The organism is Tenacibaculum profundicola (assembly GCF_057220795.1).
The window spans coordinates 3978727-3997951 of sequence record NZ_CM170137.1; the positions used below are offsets into that span (position 1 = coordinate 3978727).

Annotated in this window: 16 protein-coding genes; 9 read left to right on the plus strand and 7 right to left on the minus strand. The window is 33.8% G+C overall.

What is annotated here, in order from left to right; all coding sequences use genetic code 11:
* Positions 1-149: 149 nt before the first annotated feature.
* Complete coding sequence (locus tag AC2TDS_RS16290; protein WP_484736633.1) at positions 150-1109, minus strand: CE1 family esterase; 960 nt, start codon at positions 1107-1109, stop codon at positions 150-152.
* Between the two features lie 239 nt (positions 1110-1348).
* Here AC2TDS_RS16290 and AC2TDS_RS16295 point away from each other — a divergent pair, with 239 nt between their 5' ends.
* From AC2TDS_RS16295 to AC2TDS_RS16320, 6 genes are all read left to right on the plus strand, one after another.
* Positions 1349-2593 (plus strand): YARHG domain-containing protein, encoded by a 1245-nt coding sequence (locus AC2TDS_RS16295; protein WP_484736634.1) that lies wholly within the window; start codon positions 1349-1351, stop codon positions 2591-2593.
* Between the two features lie 332 nt (positions 2594-2925).
* The gene (locus AC2TDS_RS16300; protein WP_484736635.1) at positions 2926-3504 is read left to right on the plus strand and encodes a hypothetical protein; all 579 of its coding nucleotides are present in this window, start codon (positions 2926-2928) and stop codon (positions 3502-3504) included.
* Between the two features lie 367 nt (positions 3505-3871).
* Positions 3872-4684 carry a hypothetical protein gene (locus AC2TDS_RS16305; RefSeq protein WP_484736636.1) on the plus strand — a complete coding sequence of 271 codons (813 nt, stop codon included), beginning with the start codon at positions 3872-3874 and terminating at the stop codon, positions 4682-4684.
* A gap of 17 nt (positions 4685-4701) precedes the next feature.
* The gene (locus AC2TDS_RS16310) at positions 4702-7380 is read left to right on the plus strand and encodes a TonB-dependent receptor (protein ID WP_484736637.1); all 2679 of its coding nucleotides are present in this window, start codon (positions 4702-4704) and stop codon (positions 7378-7380) included.
* Positions 7380-7928, plus strand: a complete 549-nt coding sequence (locus AC2TDS_RS16315; protein WP_484736638.1) for a hypothetical protein — start codon at positions 7380-7382, stop codon at positions 7926-7928. The genes AC2TDS_RS16310 and AC2TDS_RS16315 overlap by 1 nt, the downstream gene beginning before the upstream one ends.
* A gap of 39 nt (positions 7929-7967) precedes the next feature.
* On the plus strand, positions 7968-8468 hold the full coding sequence (locus AC2TDS_RS16320; RefSeq protein WP_484736639.1) for a hypothetical protein: 501 nt from the start codon (positions 7968-7970) through the stop codon (positions 8466-8468).
* Positions 8469-8550: 82 nt separating this feature from the next.
* On the opposite strand, the gene AC2TDS_RS16325 is transcribed toward AC2TDS_RS16320, so the two are convergent.
* The 6 genes from AC2TDS_RS16325 to AC2TDS_RS16350 all read right to left on the minus strand — a co-directional run bounded on the left by AC2TDS_RS16325 (position 8551) and on the right by AC2TDS_RS16350 (position 15897).
* Entirely contained in the window at positions 8551-8694 is a 144-nt protein-coding gene (locus AC2TDS_RS16325) for a hypothetical protein (RefSeq protein ID WP_484736640.1), read from the minus strand.
* Positions 8695-8771: 77 nt separating this feature from the next.
* Positions 8772-10073: a threonine synthase gene (gene thrC, locus AC2TDS_RS16330; protein ID WP_484736641.1), complete on the minus strand. Its 1302-nt coding sequence runs from the start codon at positions 10071-10073 to the stop codon at positions 8772-8774.
* 15 nt (positions 10074-10088) lie between these two features.
* Positions 10089-11021 carry a homoserine kinase gene (locus tag AC2TDS_RS16335; protein WP_484736642.1) on the minus strand — a complete coding sequence of 311 codons (933 nt, stop codon included), beginning with the start codon at positions 11019-11021 and terminating at the stop codon, positions 10089-10091.
* Positions 11018-11653, minus strand: coding sequence for a class I SAM-dependent methyltransferase (locus AC2TDS_RS16340; protein ID WP_484736643.1), 636 nt, complete (start codon positions 11651-11653; stop codon positions 11018-11020). Before AC2TDS_RS16340 ends, AC2TDS_RS16335 begins: the two co-directional genes overlap by 4 nt.
* 8 nt (positions 11654-11661) lie before the next feature.
* Positions 11662-14103: a bifunctional aspartate kinase/homoserine dehydrogenase I gene (thrA, locus tag AC2TDS_RS16345; protein ID WP_484736644.1), complete on the minus strand. Its 2442-nt coding sequence runs from the start codon at positions 14101-14103 to the stop codon at positions 11662-11664.
* A 231-nt stretch (positions 14104-14334) separates the two neighbouring features.
* Positions 14335-15897, minus strand: coding sequence for a hypothetical protein (locus AC2TDS_RS16350; RefSeq protein ID WP_484736645.1), 1563 nt, complete (start codon positions 15895-15897; stop codon positions 14335-14337).
* A 132-nt stretch (positions 15898-16029) separates the two neighbouring features.
* Here AC2TDS_RS16350 and AC2TDS_RS16355 point away from each other — a divergent pair, with 132 nt between their 5' ends.
* From AC2TDS_RS16355 to leuD, 3 genes are read left to right on the plus strand one after another with little or no spacing between them, the layout of a single operon-like run.
* Entirely contained in the window at positions 16030-17205 is a 1176-nt protein-coding gene (locus AC2TDS_RS16355; RefSeq protein WP_484736646.1) for a 2-isopropylmalate synthase, read from the plus strand.
* Complete coding sequence (leuC, locus tag AC2TDS_RS16360; protein WP_484736647.1) at positions 17205-18587, plus strand: 3-isopropylmalate dehydratase large subunit; 1383 nt, start codon at positions 17205-17207, stop codon at positions 18585-18587. Before AC2TDS_RS16355 ends, leuC begins: the two co-directional genes overlap by 1 nt.
* A complete protein-coding gene (gene leuD / locus AC2TDS_RS16365; RefSeq protein WP_484736648.1) occupies positions 18587-19171 on the plus strand; it encodes a 3-isopropylmalate dehydratase small subunit in 585 nt (194 codons plus the stop codon). Before leuC ends, leuD begins: the two co-directional genes overlap by 1 nt.
* Positions 19172-19225: the final 54 nt, after the last annotated feature.

Genomic DNA, 19225 nt, shown 5'->3' on the forward strand with positions numbered 1-19225 from the left:
AAAGAAATAATAGATATGCGAAATATTTATTTATATATCGTATAAATCATCAATGACCATAAAGTCTTAACTGCACTCGATCTCATATTAAAAATAGATGGTACCAAGAGTTACCTAAGAGTTCGAATCTTGCTATGCTTACAATATTATTAAGGAATAAGCCCGTCTATTGTGTATTGTGAAACGAAGTCCCAAATTAAACTATTCGTATTTGAGCCATTAAAATTCAGGTCAAACCAATCATGACCTCCGTTCATCACTTTATAATGAATAACACTAGTTCCGTTATTGCCATTACCGTATTTGTATTCTTCAATGGTAGTACCAGTAGTATTCACAGTATTTAGTATAGGAACGGTTGCTGTATTGTTATAATTTATCCAGTAGTTCAAAACATCAGGAATGGCTTTTAAACCGGTACCTCCATTGTACGGAACCACAAAGTCAGAAGTTCCGTGAATGTTAACCATGGGAGTAGGGTGGGTAGGGTTACAGTTGCTGAGTGTCTCATCAAGCATTGTTCCTGAAACGGAACCTATCGCTGCTATTTTATGACTGTGATAGCAGGCGAGCGCATAGCTAAAAAAAGCACCATTTGAATAGCCACATGCATAAATCCTTTTTGAATCTACAGTATATGCATCGGATAGCTTGTTTAAGAGAGCTTCTATAAAACCAAAATCATCGGCATTACTCTTGTTATCGGGAGTATCTAGACCTGCATTCCAATGAGGATAGCCATCTAAAAGAGTTCCTTGAGGGTATACAAGTAAAAAATTCTCAGAATCGGCTAACGAACGCATATCGGCATTGGTAAGATGATCTTTCGCACTAGAGCCAAAACCGTGAAAATTCAACATTAGGGGATATAAGCTACTATCGTTTTGCTGATATGATGTAGGTAGGTATAACAGATATTCTCTAGTTACGCCACCATAACTTAATGTTTGCGTATATAACCCAGGGGTATTAGGTGTCGAAGATTCTAAACTTGTTGCACTGTCTTTAGCACACGACAATAATAAACAGCAAACAACCAATGTAAACAGGCCATTATTTTTGAAAATACTATTTGGGGTCGAGAGCAGAGAAGATGTTAACCTATTCATTTTTATATCGTTTAATGAGATGGAATTTCTTATGATGTAAAAATATGAAAAGCAAATGTTTTGATCAATACCTATAGTAAAAGCCATTTCTTACTACATAAAACACCAAAGGATGTGTTTCGTTATCTATTGATTATAGTAAATAATGTCCTGCTATGATGAGTTGGTCCTCTTGAAAAATAGGTGATATTTCCTTAAAATTAGTATCTTGTAAGCATAACCAAAATTTTAATAAAAACATGAGAAAACTTTTATTGATGGTGTTTGCTAGCTGTTTTTCGTTAGGATCTGCGCAAGTTTTCAAAGGTACTTGGACAGATGGAGATCAAATATTTGCATCGCGTTTTACCACAAATGAAACTATTCAGTTTGAAGGAGGATCACTTCACGAAGGAGGAGCCATGTTTTACACCAAACGGATCACAAAAAATAAAGCAAGGATCATAGGAAGCTCACCAAACACTAACTTTCCGCCTACTTTTGGTAAGGTAGGAGATGTACTTGAATATAAGAATATGGATGGATTCGAGCTACTTATTTTAAAAGACAGAAATAATACTATTAAAGGAGTGCTTCAAAAGAGTACAGATCTTTATAAAATGCATGTAACAAACAAAATTAATCATCAACTAGCTGGAAAGTACCAGGTAAAAGGAACAAATAACACGATTTCTTTCGCGGCTAACACCCCAAATGTGACAGGTTTAGAAGGAGGAAACACCTATGCATTTGAGTTTGAATACGAATACCCGATAGACGTTCTAACTATCGGAAAGAAACGATATGCTTATAAAAAAGGAACACGTAGCCTTACTTTCTATGAAAAAGAGCTAACTACAGATTCAAATATAGGCACGCAATTAGAACTTTTGTTAGTTGAAGCCTACCCAATCACAAGTACAAACCTTCAAGGCGATTATACCTTTGCGTCGACGGTACCTTTGCTAGATAATATTTTGGCGTATTACACCTCCAAAGAACTGAGATTAATAAGAAATGAAATCTTTGCAAGATACGGGCATTCATTTAAAAGTAAAGACCTTCAATCTCATTTTGGAGCTAAGAACTGGTATACACCCAATGCGAAAAGCAAGAATATTCAGTTAACAGCGCTTGAAAAATTGAATGTATGGTTGTTACGAAATAGGGAAGTCAGAAAGAAAAAGGAAGAAACAACACTGTATGATTTATTGCAAGGAAAGTGGCGATCTGTGAGTGATCAATCAGTTATTTTGTGGTTTGATGGAAATCAGAGAAAAGAGTATGCTAACGGAATGGTAAGCTGGAACAAGGAAGAATTTATAGTATCCGATAATTGCGTTGCAGCATCTCAACAAGCTCAGACTATGATAAACAAAAACGGACGCTATATTTCATGTCCAAAATCTGAAATGTGTTGGTACCTTATTTCTGTAAACGAACATCAACTAGAACTCTCATATGTAGGTAGAGGTAATACATTGAAGTATGAAAAAGTAAAGTAGCTAAGAAACTTATACCATTTCTCATGTTAATTTACCGACCATAATTGTTTATCGTAAATGCCGATCTATAGGTGATATATGATCATGACTGCAAGGAAATGCTTGTGTAACTTTATTTTAAAATCGGTATGAAGCGTAGTTTTTGAGTTTCTGATTAGATTAATTTAAAGTTATAAAAAACCTGTGAAATAGTGTTTTATTGATGTGGTTCAGATTAACAGTGAATAGAAGTGATTCAACATAGTTAAATCGTGCTTAGACTAATACTTATGGGATTAAGGTGTATTATAGTGGATATTGGAAGAACATATTAACTATAATTATAGAGCATTATGAAAAACATTAAATTATTAGTAGCATTTTTGTTTGTCTTTTTTGGGTCTATAGAGCACACTCAAGCCCAAGAAGATAACGTTGACACACATAACATTGCAGTTACTATTCCAGAAGTTGCATTGTTAGACTTAGAATCCACCACAGGAACTGCAATTGCTTTAGCAGCAACAGCACCTACAGAAGCAGGGGTAGCAGCGGTAACTGATGACGCTGATAGTACTATTTGGTTGAACTATTCGTCTATTGTTGGTACTACAACAGAACCATCGAGAGATATAACTGTTCAAATAACTTCAGGGACTGTTCCTGCGGGTACTTCAATTACCATATTAGCCTCATCTGATGCAGCAGCAGGAGATGGAACAATGGGCGCGCCAACAGCTGCAGTTACATTATCTGGATCTGCACAGAATTTAATCACAGGAATTGGTAGTTCATATACTGGTGATGGCGTTAGTAAAGGTCATAATTTAACCTACACCTTAGCGCTTTTGGCAGCTGCAGGGTCGTATGCACTGTTAGATTTTGATGCCAGTAATACCCTTGTGATTACCTATACTTTTACTGACAATTAAAATTAAACAGAATGAAGTAAATGAGAAAAGAGACCTTGAAGGCAGTCAGTTTAGGTCTCTATTTTTTTTCCTAGTATTTTTTTCATAATATCAGAAAACTACATTGTTTTGCTGACAAAACAAGGGCGAAATACATCAGTTGTTGATTTAAAATTAAACGTATACCATTTACAAATTAAAATTACCGTAATAAAATGCCCTTTTTCCCTTTCTTTCTAATTAGAAAAAGAAAGTATCAACTAAGGCTATGCTTAATTTTTAAAATTTGAATAAAGAAAAAACATGATTTTCTTTTATAGTAATTTCAAATCAGAATTAATATTTAACTCTTTTTTTGAAACATTTAACTATCCAAAAAACACATCATATGATTTTTAAGAGATTCATGGTTGTAGCCGTTGTTTTGCTGTTAACCATACATGTAAGTCGAGCAGGTGTTAGTATCTTAAATGGTCTAACACATATACATAACGTGGATAAAGGAACCATTATTACTGGCGAAATCATTATAAAAAATACAGGGAAAGATAATCAAGAACGGATTGTCATATATCTTAAGGATTTACTTCAAAATTGTGATGGAAAATCAGGCTATATGGAAATTGGAAAGTTAGCCAGGTCTCTTGGGAAATGGGTTACTTTCAACACCGCTGAAAAGGTGTTAGATCCTGAAGAAAAATTTACACTTAGTTATAGAATAGAAGTCCCAGAAGTTTTGGATGAAATAAGTGAAGATAGTGGATCGTTCTGGGGAGTAATTATGATTGAAGTGGTTAAGCCAATTAGTGAAGAAAAGCAGCTAGGTGTGCAAATTAATTCAAAAATACGATATGGTATTCAGCTTATTGCCAACGTTGGTCAGCGTATAAACCCAGAAATTGAATTTAAGATGATATCATTAAAGAAATGGAAAGATAAGAGCTATGTCATAAACATAATACTTGAGAATAAAGGTATTTTCATGGTGAGACCAGCCCTTATACTAGAGTTGTTTGACGACGAAGGAGAAAGGGTTTTAAAAACAGAAGCTGTATTCAAAAAAGTATATCCTCACAGTTGTAAAGATTTTATAATTGAATTTACCAATATTCCTACAGGATCTTATGAAGGTATATTGGTAGCCGATTATGGAGGTGATATATATGGAATTAATATAACTGTTGATGTAAAAGATAACTAGCGGTATAAAATTTTTGTATGTTCTTAGAATTATTATGCTTGTTGTTATTTGTTAATTTTTGGCAAACAAATATTGGCTTAGAGATTTTAAAAATGCCCGAAGAATTTATTCCGGGAAAGCACCATATAATTATCCTTAAAGTAACCAATAAAAACGCGTACCCTATTAAACCAAAGTTAAAAATTGACTTACCTGAAGGATGGAGGCTAGTTACCAAGCCTCCTATTGTTGTTTTATCGAGTAGAAAAGCATCACGAATGATATTTACGGTCTCCTTGCCGTTAAAAGCAACATATGGAAAAAAAAATATGAAGATAAGTGTTTACGATTTAGGGGAAAATTTGATCACGAAAACATATGAGGTTACTATAAAAAAAATTCATGATATTCATGTGAAATTGTATAAAAAACCAAAATATTTAAGAGCTGGAAGCACTTTTACATGTAAATACCTAATAAATAATAGAGGGAATGTTGATGAAACCATATTGTTGTCATCAAGAGAAGGAATTGTTTTAGGAAAAGTAGAGTTTACTATACCAATAGATTCTATATCCATCGTAACTGTAGAGCAATATGTTTCTGAAAAGTTAATTAAGCCAAAATTAGTGGTTAATGATCTTGTCGTTACCGTAGAAGAAATAGAAATTAGTTATACTAAAAGTACACCTATCATGGTATACCCCAGCACTACCAAACGATCTAATTTATATCATAAATATCCTGTTGAGGGTGGTATATCCTATGCTTCATTTAACAATAGTGTAGAATCATTTAATGTAATTCAGTACGACTTCACAAGTACAGGCTATATTGATAAATATGAAAAACACTTTATCGAAATAGTAGCAAAAGGAACCAATAAACCTGATTTAATAAGGTTTGAAAATTATAAGAGACACTCCATTCGTTATAGGTATGGGAAAAATGAAGTTTGTTTGGGGGATTTTGCACTCAGGTTTTCGAGACTACTGGAACAGAACCGCTTAGGTAAAGGGGTTTACTATAAAAGAAAATTGGGGCGTCTTAAAATCGAATCATTTTACAACAATCCTATTTTTTTTCCTAAAACAAAGAGTCAATTTGGGGCAGCTATAGGATACAAATTCTCCGATTATTTGAACACTAAGTTTGGAGTTATTTATAGAGAATATGTAATCTCCAGTGAAAACTCAATGGCAAGTAGTATCTCGGCAAACTATAAGCAGAGGTATTTGTTTTTAAATGGAGAGTCGGCAATAAGTTTTAAAGGAGCCGAAAGAGGAATTGGAGTAATGTTAAATGGTTTATATAAGAAACCGAAATATGAGGTTTACAGTGATTTTATATTTACAGAAGCGGGGTTTGAAGGATATTTTAGTAACAGTACCTATTTGAAGTCTTCTATATTGCTTAGGCTAGGTAAGAAGCTAGTTGTTTCTAGCTCAGCTAACTATAGCTTTATTAATCCAGGAACCGATGAAATAATTTTACAAGTGGCTCCCTTTCAACAAAACTATTATACGACATTACATTATTTTAGAAAATCTAGACAAAAACATAGTTTAAAAGTAGGTTATCGTTATAGAAAAGATAGAAGTAGTATTCAAAAATTTCATTTTAAAGAAAATATTGCACGTTATAATTATAGGCATAAAACAAACGCCTTGTTTTTATGGGTTTCTGGAGCCTTATCGTATTCTACAAACCAACTAGTAACAAGAGAAAACCAGAAAGGTATTTCTTATGAAACCTCTTTATATGGTAAGTATGATGTTTTTAATAATCTTCATGTTAGTGGAACTCTTGAATATTTTAAAACTAATAGGTATTCTATGGGAAGTGTAGGTTATTTTTTTTATGGTGGTCAATTTACTTACAAATTAAAAAATAGACTTAGTATAAATTTAGGCTTTCGAAATAATTATGTTCTAGAAGATAGGTATAAAAAAAAGAGTCTCTTACATCTCAATGCACGATATAGAATAAATTCGGTACACTCTATTAAGGTTTTAGGAAATTATAACACGCCCTCTGGAACGGAAAGTTATAAAGACTATAATTTTTCTATAGGTTATCGATTTAATTTTGATCTTCATTTATCGAAGGATAAAAACATGGGGGGAATATTAGGGAAAATAAATTCTATAAAATCAGAGATTATGGAAGGGGTTATTGTTAATCTTGATGGTTATTCTGTGATAACAGATAGCAATGGTAATTTTGAATTTAATGATATAGCAGCAGGAAAACATTATTTAACCATAGATCAATCCAGTTTGAAATTTAATCAAATTGTAGCAGAAGACCTCCCAGTAGAAGTAATGATTATTACTCAAAAAAAAGCAGAAGCACACCTTACGATAATACAACCTGCTAAAATCGAAGGAAGAATAACGTATAAACGAACCCAACAAATTCAATCAAAAGAATTTCAGAATAAATTTCCACAATTAATTGTAAAATTACAAAGAGGAAAAGAAGTATTGTATACTATGATTAATGACAAAGGATATTTTTCATTCAGTGAAATAAAACCGGGTAATTGGGAGGTAATTATTGTAACTAAGGGGTATGAGAAAAAGTTTTTTTTTCCTAAAAAAAGACAACAACTTTCTTTGACAAGTGGCGAAAAACAAGTGGTAAATTTTGAGGTTAGAGATAAAGAGAGAAAAATAAATATAAAAAAGAAAAGAATAAAACTAAAATCGGAGTAATGAAACAATTGATAATTTTTATTTTTTTTGTTGAACTATTTAGCATAGAAGCACAAACTACTCAAGTAGAATCGTTGCCCATATCTATAGAAGTACCTGAAATTGCATTGGTAGCAATAGAACCAAGTAATGAAACTATTATTTTAAATGTAGAGACCGTTACAAGTGCTGGTGGAGCTATTTCTGTTGCTTCTTCAGTAAATGATGGTAAATGGATCAATTATTCTTCATCAATTGCTGATGCCAATTCGTCGAGAAGTTTATCTGTGCAAATCACCTCAGGTAACGTGCCTTTAGGTACAATTGTGGAACTTCTGGTAGGGAGTTATATTGGGTCTGGAGCAGGACAGCATGGTACACCAAATAGTACTATTTCCTTGAAAACATATCCTCAAACGATATTGACTAATATTGGTGGTGCCTACACGAATGTAGGCGTAGGAAATGGCCATCAATTGGAATATAATTTAAAAATTACGAATTATGATTTATTGAGTTTTGAAGATAGTACTGTATTAACTGTGATTTTTACGTTATCAGATGATTAGTGAAAATAATGATGCTTATTTCGAATTAAAAAGTAAATAATGAAGCAAAAACGATTACTAAATACACCTATTTTTTTAAGTTTCTTTTTGGTAATGAGCATGCAATCTCAAATGCTGGTTGAAACAAATGGATTTGGATTTTCAGGAAGTAATAGTGAAAGTTTGATAGCAGGAGAAGATATGCAATTTGAAATAATATCGTCTGCCGATGCAGTTTTAATTTCGATCAATTTCCTGCCAAATAACGTACAGAATTCTATCTATCGTTCATGGCATATTGATATAAAAAAGACAGATTTTGAATGGGATAGTAACCTAAAAGTATATATCCGTAGAACAGGATCTGGTAGTAGTAATTATAGTAATACAACTGTGGGTGGTATACAATACCAACAAGTTCAGAATTATGATATTAATTTTTTTGAAGGTAACGGGCAACTAGAAAATATTCCTTGTCAAATAAAAATTGAAGGACTTTCATTATTGCGACAAGCAAAAGTGTATAATACAGAATTACTATTTACTTTACTGGATGATTAATACACAATAACCTGATTTCGAAATAAAATAACATAAAATGTTGAACAGGTCATTATGAAGCCTTTTAATAAGTGAAAAGAAATTAAGAAGTGACTTCAAATTCCAATCGGCATAAAACACAAACATGACTGTAAAGAAATGCTTGTGTAACTAAACCTAAAGATGGTGTAAAACACCCTTTTTTCCTTTCTTCTTCTTCTTCTTCTTCATTAGAAATAGAAACCATAAACTAAAGCTATGTTTAATTTTCGTAAAGAAAAAATCATCATTTTTCTGATACAGGAATTTCAAATCAGAAACCTATTACAAGGGTATTTTTTGAAAATTTAAAAACGCTTTTAAGTCGTCATATGATTTGATATCAGTAGCCTTCTTTTCCTTTTCTAATACCGATTTAATTTGCTCAGGAATGGCTATATCAACCTCTAATACCGTTTCTACAATATCTAAAAACTTTATAGGGTGAGCTGTTTCTAAAAATATACCAAGTGCAGTTGGATTGTTTTTTTGGTATTCTTTGACTCCCAAATAACCTACAGCTCCATGTGGATCAGCGATATAACCACTTTTGTCGTAAATGGTTTTCATGGCTTCACGAGTTTCATCATCAGTATAAGAATAAGAAGAAAAAGAATTTTTTAGCGTTGCTATGTCGTGGTTGTATAGTTCTTGAATACGAATAAAATTACTTGGGTTTCCTACATCCATGGCATTTGAAATTGTCGCTTTTGAAGGTTTAGGAGCGTACACACCGCTTTCTAAATAATTAGGAACGGTATCATTGCTATTCGTTGCGGCGACAAAATGCTTAATAGGTAAGCCTAACTTTTGCGCCAAAATCCCTGCGCAAATATTCCCGAAATTACCGCTAGGTACCGAAAAAACAACTTCTTTTTGTTGCTTATGAACCTGTTTATAAGCAAAGAAAAAGTAGAACATTTGTGGCAACCAACGAGCAATATTTATTGAATTAGCAGAGGTTAAAACACGGTCGATATCACGATCTAAAAATGCCGTTTTAACCATGTCTTGACAATCGTCGAAAACGCCGTCTACTTTTAAGGCAGTAATATTTTGTCCTAAAGTCGTTAGCTGTTTTTCTTGAATATCACTTACTTTACCATTGGGATATAAGATAACAACATCAACACCTTTCACCCCCAAGAAACCATGAGCAACAGCACCTCCTGTATCACCTGAAGTAGCCACCAATACCGTTACTTTATTGTTGTTATTTCTATTAAAATACCCTAAACATCGAGCCATAAAACGCGCGCCAACATCTTTAAAAGCCATGGTAGGCCCATGAAAAAGCTCTAGTGTACGTATATTTTCTTCAATACTAACCAATGGAAAGTCAAAAGACAAGGTTTCATTAATGATATCTTGTAAAACACTTGTAGGAATTTCATCACCCACAAACTGTTTAATCACCTGGTAAGCGATTTCTTGATGTGAGTACTCACTAATAGTGTCGATAAACTCTTTAGGAAGAGGTGTAATGTTCTCTGGAAAATACAAACCTCTGTCAGGAGCTAGACCATTAACTACCGCTTCTTGGAAGCTAACCTTAGGTGATTTTTTATGTAAACTATAATAATTCATTTTGTGTGTTGTTTTTTATGATGAAGCTATAATGCGAACACCTTGCGTATTTATTTTTGATGAAAAAACATGAAATTTGATATTCTTACCAGTATAGGCATTTTCTATGGCTTGGTGCACCTTTTGGGCAACTTTATCTCCTTTACATAAAGCAAAAATGGTAGGACCAGAACCAGAAATTCCAGCACCTAAGGCCCCCGCTTTAAGCGCTTCACTTTTCACCATATCAAAATGTGGAATTAAGTGTTTACGGGCAGGCTCTACAATAACATCGGTTAAAGAGTTGGCAATTAATTGATAATCATTCGTAAATAAACCACTTACTAAGCCACCAACATTGGCCCATTGCGTAATAGCACTTTGTAAAGGTATATGTGTTGGTAGCACCTCACGAGCGTCTTTTGTTTTTACCTCTATCTGCGGATGAATCGCAACCAGTCTGAGCTCATCAGGAACAGGAAGGCTCACAACGTCCAAAGGATCGTAATTTCTAATGAGTACGAACCCACCGAAAATAGCGGCAGCGACATTATCAGCGATTGGAGTGCCACAAGCAGCCTCTTCACCTAGCATAGCGAATTTTGTTAGTTCGAGTGCAGAAAAAGGTTTGTTAAGTAACTCGTTCACACCAAAAGCGGCACCTCCAGCACTGGCAGCGCTACTACCTAAACCACTTCCGGGAGCAAAACCTTTATGCATCGTAATGTCAATACCGAAATCAACAGTATGTTTTTCTAACATAGCTAAGGCGACTACCCCAGCTGCATTTTTGGTAGGATCTAAGGTTAAACCAGTCGCTCCTGTAATCTGTGTAATGGTAACGGATTTATCAGCAGTTTTTGTAAACGTCATTTCATCTCCCATGGTGTCAATAGCAAATCCCATAGAATCAAAACCACAAGAAACGTTAGCTACCGTAGCAGGAGCAAATATTTTTATAGAATTCATTTTTTTCCAATTAAAAACAAGTCGATATCTGAGGTTTCAGATCCTTCTTGATATTGTTTTGTGTAATTTTCTAATACTTTGAAATTGTTGTTATATAGCCCTTTTACTAAATAATCAACATGGTGATAATGGATAAACATTGTACTATTCCCATCAGAGCTATACCTAAAATCAGTATCTTTTTGATAGTTCCCCGTCATTGTACTTGTGAAAAGTACACCATTTTTATAAAGTAGCTCATACGAATCATCAATTAGTTGAAGAGCATCCTCTTTAGAAATATAGGGAAAGCAAAAACCAAAAAGGATAACATCAAATTTTTGACGTAAGGTTTTAATATCTCTACAGTCAAGAGTTTTAAGGGTACCCATCTGGTTGTTATTTCGAGCGAACTCAATCATCTTTTCAGAAGTGTCTACACCAACAATTGAAAGATCTTTCCTACTGTGCAATAAATAGCGAGTTATATTTCCGGAGCCATAGGCTACGTCTAATACATCGGTATGCTTCGTGTCGATATGAGCTAAGAGCTTTTTGTAACTATGATGATACACAGTAGCGTTCATAAATTTATCTTGATACTGCTGTGCTGTTTTAGTAAAGGTTGCGATGGTGCTTTGATAGGTATCCATGATCACTATTAATTATTGCCAATTCGAATGACGTCTGCAAAAATTCCAGAAGCAGTTACATCAGCGCCCGCACCTGCACCTTTTATTTGTAACGGATATACTGGGTACCTGTCTGTAAAAAATAACACGATATTGTCACTTCCTTCTAAATTGTAAAAAGGATGGTCTGCAGGAATATGTTGCAATCCAACATTAGCTTTACCATTTGAAAATTCTGCTACATATTTTAAGCGACAATTGTTGTTATTGGCTTCTTTAAATAATTGCTGAAAATGATCTTCAAATTCAGCTAAACGCGCATAGAAGTCTTTATTGTTAGAAGTATTTAGACATTTTTCAGGTAAAAAAGAATTGTTTTTGATGTCTGATAACTCCAATTCATAACCGCTTTCACGAGCGAGAATTAGTATTTTTCTAGCAACATCAATACCACTTAAGTCAATTTTCGGGTCAGGTTCTGTGTATCCTTGTTCTTGCGCTTGCGTTACGACGTTGTGAAACGTAGAGGAAGTATTAAAGTTATTAAAAACAAAGTTTAAACTTCCTGATAAAACTGCTTGAATTTTATTGACACGATCTCCAGAAACAATTAAGTTTTTCAAGGTGTCAATAATAGGTAATCCAGCACCTACATTGGTTTCAAATAAAAATGGCGCATTGTATTTACTCGAAATCCTTTTAAGTGTTTTGTAATTTTCAAGGTGAGAAGCACAGGCTATTTTGTTACAAGTTACTACGGCAATATTGTTACGTAAATAGTTTTCATACACTTTTGATACTTTTTCATTGGCTGTATTGTCAACAAATACTGAATTACGAAGGTTATACGATTTTACCTCGTTAAAAAATGTGTCTATGGTAGCAGGTGTTCCGTTCGTTAACAAGTTTCTCCAATTACCTAAATCAATACCATCAGCATCAAAGTACATTTTTGTTGAGTTCGATAAACCTACAACTCGAATATTCATTTTTAAATGCTCTTTTATATATCCGTGTTGCTGATGAATTTGTGCTAAGAATCGTTCTCCTACGTTTCCAACTCCCGTAACAAACAAGTTAAGTTGTTTTATGTTTTCTTCAAAAAAATGCTCGTGTAAAGTATTTAATCCTTTTTTAGCATCGTTGCTATCAATAACAGCCGAGATGTTTTTTTGTGATGCTCCTTGGGCAATTGCTCTTATGTTTACATTGTTACCTCCTAGAGCACTAAACATTCTACCACTTAAACCTTGATGATCTTTCATATGATCACCTACCAAAGCCAAAATGGCAAGACCTGATTCAACAACAACAGGGTCTATTTTGTGTCGTTCGATTTCTATTTCGAAAGCTTCATTAATCGCTTGGGTAGCCCTTTCAGCATCTTCATCGTAAATACCTACACAAATAGAATGTTCAGAAGAAGCCTGTGTAATCAAAACGACATTAACATCTTGATTGGAAAGGGTTTCAAACAATCGTTTTGAGATGCCAGAAACACCTACCATACCACTACCTTCTAGGGTTAATAATGTAATGTTCTCAATATGGCTAATCCCTTTAACAATGGCTGTGTTTTTAACTTTATTGGTAATTAAAGTACCTTCATTTTCTGGCTCAAAAGTATTTTTAATAACAATAGGAATGTTCTTTTCTAATACAGGTTGAATGGTGGGAGGGTAAATCACTTTCGCACCGAAATGCGATAACTCCATGGCTTCCTGATACGAAATTTGAGGTATTGGAAGTGCTTGTTTTACAATACTTGGGTTTGCTGTGAACATACCGCTTACGTCGGTCCAAATTTGTAATTCGTTAGCCTCCAAAGCGGCGGCATAAATAGCAGCAGTATAGTCAGATCCACCTCTACCTAAGGTAGTTGATAAGCCACTTTCTGTTTTAGCAATAAACCCGGGAAGTACAGTTACTTGATGTGAGTTCTTACCAAAGAAAGTAGTACAATTTTTGTAGGTAATTTTAAAATTTACTTGTGCTTTGTCAAAAACATTTGAGGTAGTAATAAGTTCTCTACTGTCTTTGTAAGTAGTATTTACTTGTTTTTTAAGGACTTCTGAAATAATATAAGAAGACAACAATTCACCAAATCCACTAATGGTTGCCATTGTTTTTGGCGTTACTTCTTTTAACAAAAAGCATCCTTCTAGTAAGGTTTTTAATTGCCCAAATAGCGTATGCACTTTTTCGCAAACCTCCTCTTGTTTTAGATCATTGACTAAATGGCTAACTACTGTTAAATGATGTAGTTTAACTTCATTAAAAAGGTCAATATAATCCTCTTCATTATGAGCTGATTTGTTAGCTGAGGCAATCAATTTATTAGTTGTTTTGCCAAAAGCTGAAACTACGACTGCAACTTTTTCGTTTGCTGCGGTATTACTTATTATCTGCGCAACTTTACTGATGTTTTCACTATTGGCGAGTGATGAGCCACCAAATTTTAAAATTTTCATTTCAAAAGGGTATAAAAATTAATTATAGAAATTCAATTGTTGTTTATCGTTTGTTGTTAAAAAACAAATAGGACGGAATAAATGATATGTATAAATAATGACCCCCTAAAGGGTAATACCTGTAGTAGTAATAATGGTGCCAACGAAAGCCACTACAGAAGTAGCGATAATTTGGATGATTATATTTCTTTCGTTAAGTAACATGGCGTCAAATATATAAATGATTTTTTATTATTTATTTAATTGTTTGAATTTTTTTTGAATAATTTGCGAAACCGTTGTATTTTCTATTTTACTTTCAAGCCAAGAAAGGATGTCTAGATATAAAAAAGCTCGTTTTTCATAAGGGTGATACTCGAAAACTTTAAGACGATTGTAAATTTTTTTGAACTCATTTTTTATTTGATGTGGGTAAACATCTCCTAGTGCTTTTATAGAAGAAATAAATTCTTTCTGTACTTCCTGAAGATTTTCCATTTTCAATAGAAAACGATACGTGTCTTTAAATTGAACCTCTAGGTGATAATCCAACCCAGATTCGTAATGTGAAATAAGGCTAAGCACTCTAGCAAAACATTGAAGGTCTTCAGCTACGTGAAGGTTTTTAGATTTTATAATTTTATTCAAGTAAAAAATGCATTTTTTATTTTCCCCCATTCCGAAATATAAACAAGCGATTTTATAGTATAAAACGACTATATGATGATTGTCTAAAAGGGTTCTATACTTTTCAATTTTTTGGTTGATGATCGCTACCAAATATTCGCCTTCACTAAAAGTGCCTTCTAAAAAATGTAAATGTAATTTATTGGCGTAGTAATATTGAAAGATAAGAATTTCTGTATTGCTGTTTTTAGGAATTCTTTGAGTTTCTATATCTTTTTCTAAGCAATAAAATTCTTCTTTAAATTTGGTGTAATGTTTAATGAAAAATAAACTTTCTAATAAGTAATTAATTCCTTTTAAATAGAAAACAGGGTGCAAACAAATATTTCTATCATTGTCTTTAAACAAGGAGATCCACTTATTCGCATATTTATAACTTTGCAAGAAATCTTGGGTTAAAAAACTATGCCACAAGTTGGCTTTGTATAACCACAGTTTTTCCCGAAAACCAAGCGTTTTAAAATCGTACTTTGGAATCCTAGCATAAAAATAGTCATTTACTTTTTTAAGCTCTTCATCATTTCGGACGTAGCCTGTTTTCAAGAGAATGCCATATAGCTGTAGTGATAAGTTCGACAGTTTACTGGTGATTACATTTTGCTGACTTAATTCTTTTGCTTGAATGGTGAGTTCGTCGGCTCTAGTGTTGATACTTCGGGTTATGTACTGACTTTCTATGATTTTCTCGAACTCAACGATCTCGTAGGCTATGTTTTTTTCCTCACTGTCAATAGCCATATTTTTTGCTTTGTCTAAAAGCTTCAAACTTTGTTTGTACAGCCCTTTTTGGTATAACACAGTGGCGAAATCGAGTTGTTCTCTAATCTGGATTCGAATGTTTTTATGAGCTGGGTTTAAACGTAAACTTGTTAGAATTTGTTTGTATAAATGCGCTTTTAAATTTGACAGTTGTTGTTTGCTTACAACACCGCTTTTTATAATGTCTTTTTCATCATAATGTTTTTGTTTTTCTAAAATTTTGAAAAGCGCAAAAAATTTAGCATCAATATTACCTCCTAAACGACCAATGTAAAGGTTAAATTGTCGCTTTTCAGACTTAGATAGCGACTTTATTAAAATAAAAAGCGCATCGTTTTGTTGATTGGTTGATGTAATTGTTGTGTTCATAGTCAACTGATAATCAGTATTTTGTCTATTTTTTTAGATTTTTAAATCTCGTAGCCAAGGCTTTGTAAAAGGATTGGTTAGAAATTCCAATATATACATTTGATTTTATAATAAGACAAAAGTTTTCAGAATATGCCAAATGATAAAGTTCAAATTTTTGATACCACGTTAAGAGACGGTGAGCAAGTGCCCGGATGTAAGCTTGACTCAAAACAAAAATTAATAATAGCTGAAAGGTTAGATTTTTTAGGAGTTGACGTTATTGAAGCTGGTTTTCCCATTTCAAGTCCTGGCGATTTTACTTCTGTAAATGAAATTTCGAAATTAGTTAAAAACGCAACGGTTTGTGGTTTAACTAGAGCAGTGAAAAAAGATATTGAAGTAGCTGCAGAAGCGTTAAAAGTTGCTAAAAAACCAAGAATTCATACAGGAATAGGAACAAGTGATTCACATATTAAGCACAAGTTTAATATCTCAAAAGACGATGTAATTTATAGGGCAAAAGAAGCGGTTTTATACGCTAGAAATTTTGTAGATGATGTTGAGTTTTTTGCGGAAGATGCCGGAAGAACTGATAATGTGTTTTTAGCTAAAGTTTGTGAAGAAGTGATAAAATCAGGTGCCACGGTTTTAAATATTCCTGATACCACAGGATATTGCTTGCCAGAAGAATACGGAGCCAAAATAAAGTATTTAAAAGAAAATGTAGCAGGAATAGATAATGTAACGATTTCATGTCACTGTCATAACGATTTAGGTTTAGCGACGGCAAATTCTATAGCGGGGGTCATTAATGGAGCACGCCAAATAGAATGTACTATTAATGGTATTGGAGAACGTGCTGGAAATACTGCTTTAGAAGAGGTTGTGATGATCTTAAAACAGCATCCGTATTTGAATTTACAAACAGATATTAATACAAAGATGTTGTACGATACTAGCCTAATGGTACGTGAAAAAATGGGAATGATGGTCCAGCCAAATAAAGCAATTGTAGGAGCGAATGCCTTTGCACATAGTTCTGGAATACACCAAGATGGCGTTATAAAAAATAGAGAAACATACGAGATTATTGATCCAAAAGAGGTAGGTGTTACAGAAAGTGCTATTGTGTTAACAGCAAGAAGCGGTAGAGCGGCCTTAGCCTATAGAGCAAAGAAAATAGGCTATATGCTAACAAAAGTACAATTGGATTCGGCATATAAAACCTTTTTACAGTTTGCAGATGTACAGAAGGAAGTAATAGATGAAGATATTCATCGAATAATGAAGAAAGTAAACAAAATTTCAAAAATAACGATAGCCTAATGGGGAAAACATTATTTGACAAGGTATGGGATGCGCATGTGGTTGAAAGGATACCCAACGGTCCTCAAATTCTATATATAGATAAACACCTTATTCATGAGGTGACAAGCCCGCAGGCTTTCAATGAACTGGAAGAGCGTGGTATCCCAATTGCACGACCAGATAAAATTGTAGCTACAGCTGATCATAATACACCTACAGTTGATCAGCATTTACCGATTAAGGATACTTTATCTAAAAATCAACTGGAACAATTAACAAAGAACTGTGAGAAGCACGATATTACATTGTATGGTCTAGGACACCAGTATAATGGAATAGTGCATGTGATGGCTCCTGAATTAGGAATAACACAGCCTGGAATGACGATGGTATGCGGTGATAGCCATACTTCAACACACGGAGCCTTTGGAACTATTGCTTTTGGAATCGGAACAAGTCAGGTGGCGCAGGTATTTGCAAGTCAGTGTTTATTGATTGAAAAACCGAAAAGTTTACGTGTAAATGTGAACGGAAAACTTAAGAACGGAGTGCTGCCTAAAGATGTAATTTTATATATAATAGCCAAGTTAGGAACAAACTCAGGAACTGGGTATTTTTGTGAATATGCGGGTAATATATTTGAGGAAATGTCGATGGAAGGCCGCATGACTATCTGTAATATGAGTATTGAAATGGGAGCAAGAGGAGGTATGATTGCTCCGGATGAAACAACATTTGAATATGTAAAAGGAAAGAAGTTTGCACCGAAAGGAGAGGAGTTTAGCCAAAAAGTGGCCTATTGGAAAACCTTAAAAACCGATGATGATGCTACTTTTGATCAGGAGTATTATTTTGATGCTCAAGATATTGAACCGATGCTTACGTACGGTACAAACCCAGGTATGGGGATAAAAATTTCTGATAAAATACCTGAAGGAAAAGATTCTTCTTTTGATAAAGCATTGCAATACATGAACTTTAAGAAGGGGGAGAGTATGGTGAATACAACGGTTAATTATGTGTTTATCGGAAGTTGTACAAATTCTAGAATTGAAGATTTTAGAGTAGCAGCAAAGTATGTTAAAGGCAAACAAAAGGCGGCTAATGTGAATGCATGGTTGGTTCCGGGGTCACAGCAAGTGGCTAAGCAGATTGTAGAAGAAGGCTTGCAAGAAATTTTTGAAGAGGCAGGGTTTCAAATGAGGCAACCTGGTTGTTCGGCATGTTTGGCCATGAATGATGATAAAATACCAGAAGGGGAGTATTGCGTTTCAACATCTAATAGAAATTTTGAAGGAAGGCAAGGCCAAGGAGCTAGAACTATTTTAGCCAGTCCTTTAACGGCGGCGGCAACTGCCGTAGAGGGAAAAATCGTAAACTTTACAAAGTACTTAAATTAATGGATAAGTTTGTTAAATTAATAGATACAGCAGTACCGTTACCTACGGAGAATATAGATACGGATCAGATTATACCAGCTCGATTTTTAAAAGCAACAGATAAAAAGGGCTTTGGAGATAACGTATTTAGAGATTGGAGGTATGATAAAGAGGGTGGTTTAAACACAGATTTTGTTTTAAATAAACCTATTTATAAGGGAAGTATATTAGTAGCAGGAGACAATTTTGGCTGTGGTTCTAGTAGAGAACATGCTGCATGGGCGCTACATGGATATGGGTTTAAAGTAATTATTAGTAGTTTTTTCGCTGATATCTTTAAAGGAAATGCCTTAAACAATGGATTGTTACCAGTACAAGTACCGAAAGACTTTTTAGCTAAATTATTAGATATTGTTACCATTGATCCAACGACAAGAATTTTAATTGATTTAGAAGAGCAAATTGTTAGAAGCTCTATTGGAAGTATAGAGTTTGAAATTGACTCCTATAAAAAGGTATGTATGTTAAATGGCTATGATGATATTGACTTTTTAGTAAGTAAGAAATTAGAAATAGAAAAATTTGAAGTAAGCAACTTGATATAAATAGTATGCGATATCACTGTTTGCAGTATAAAATATAACCCACCTAAAAATAAT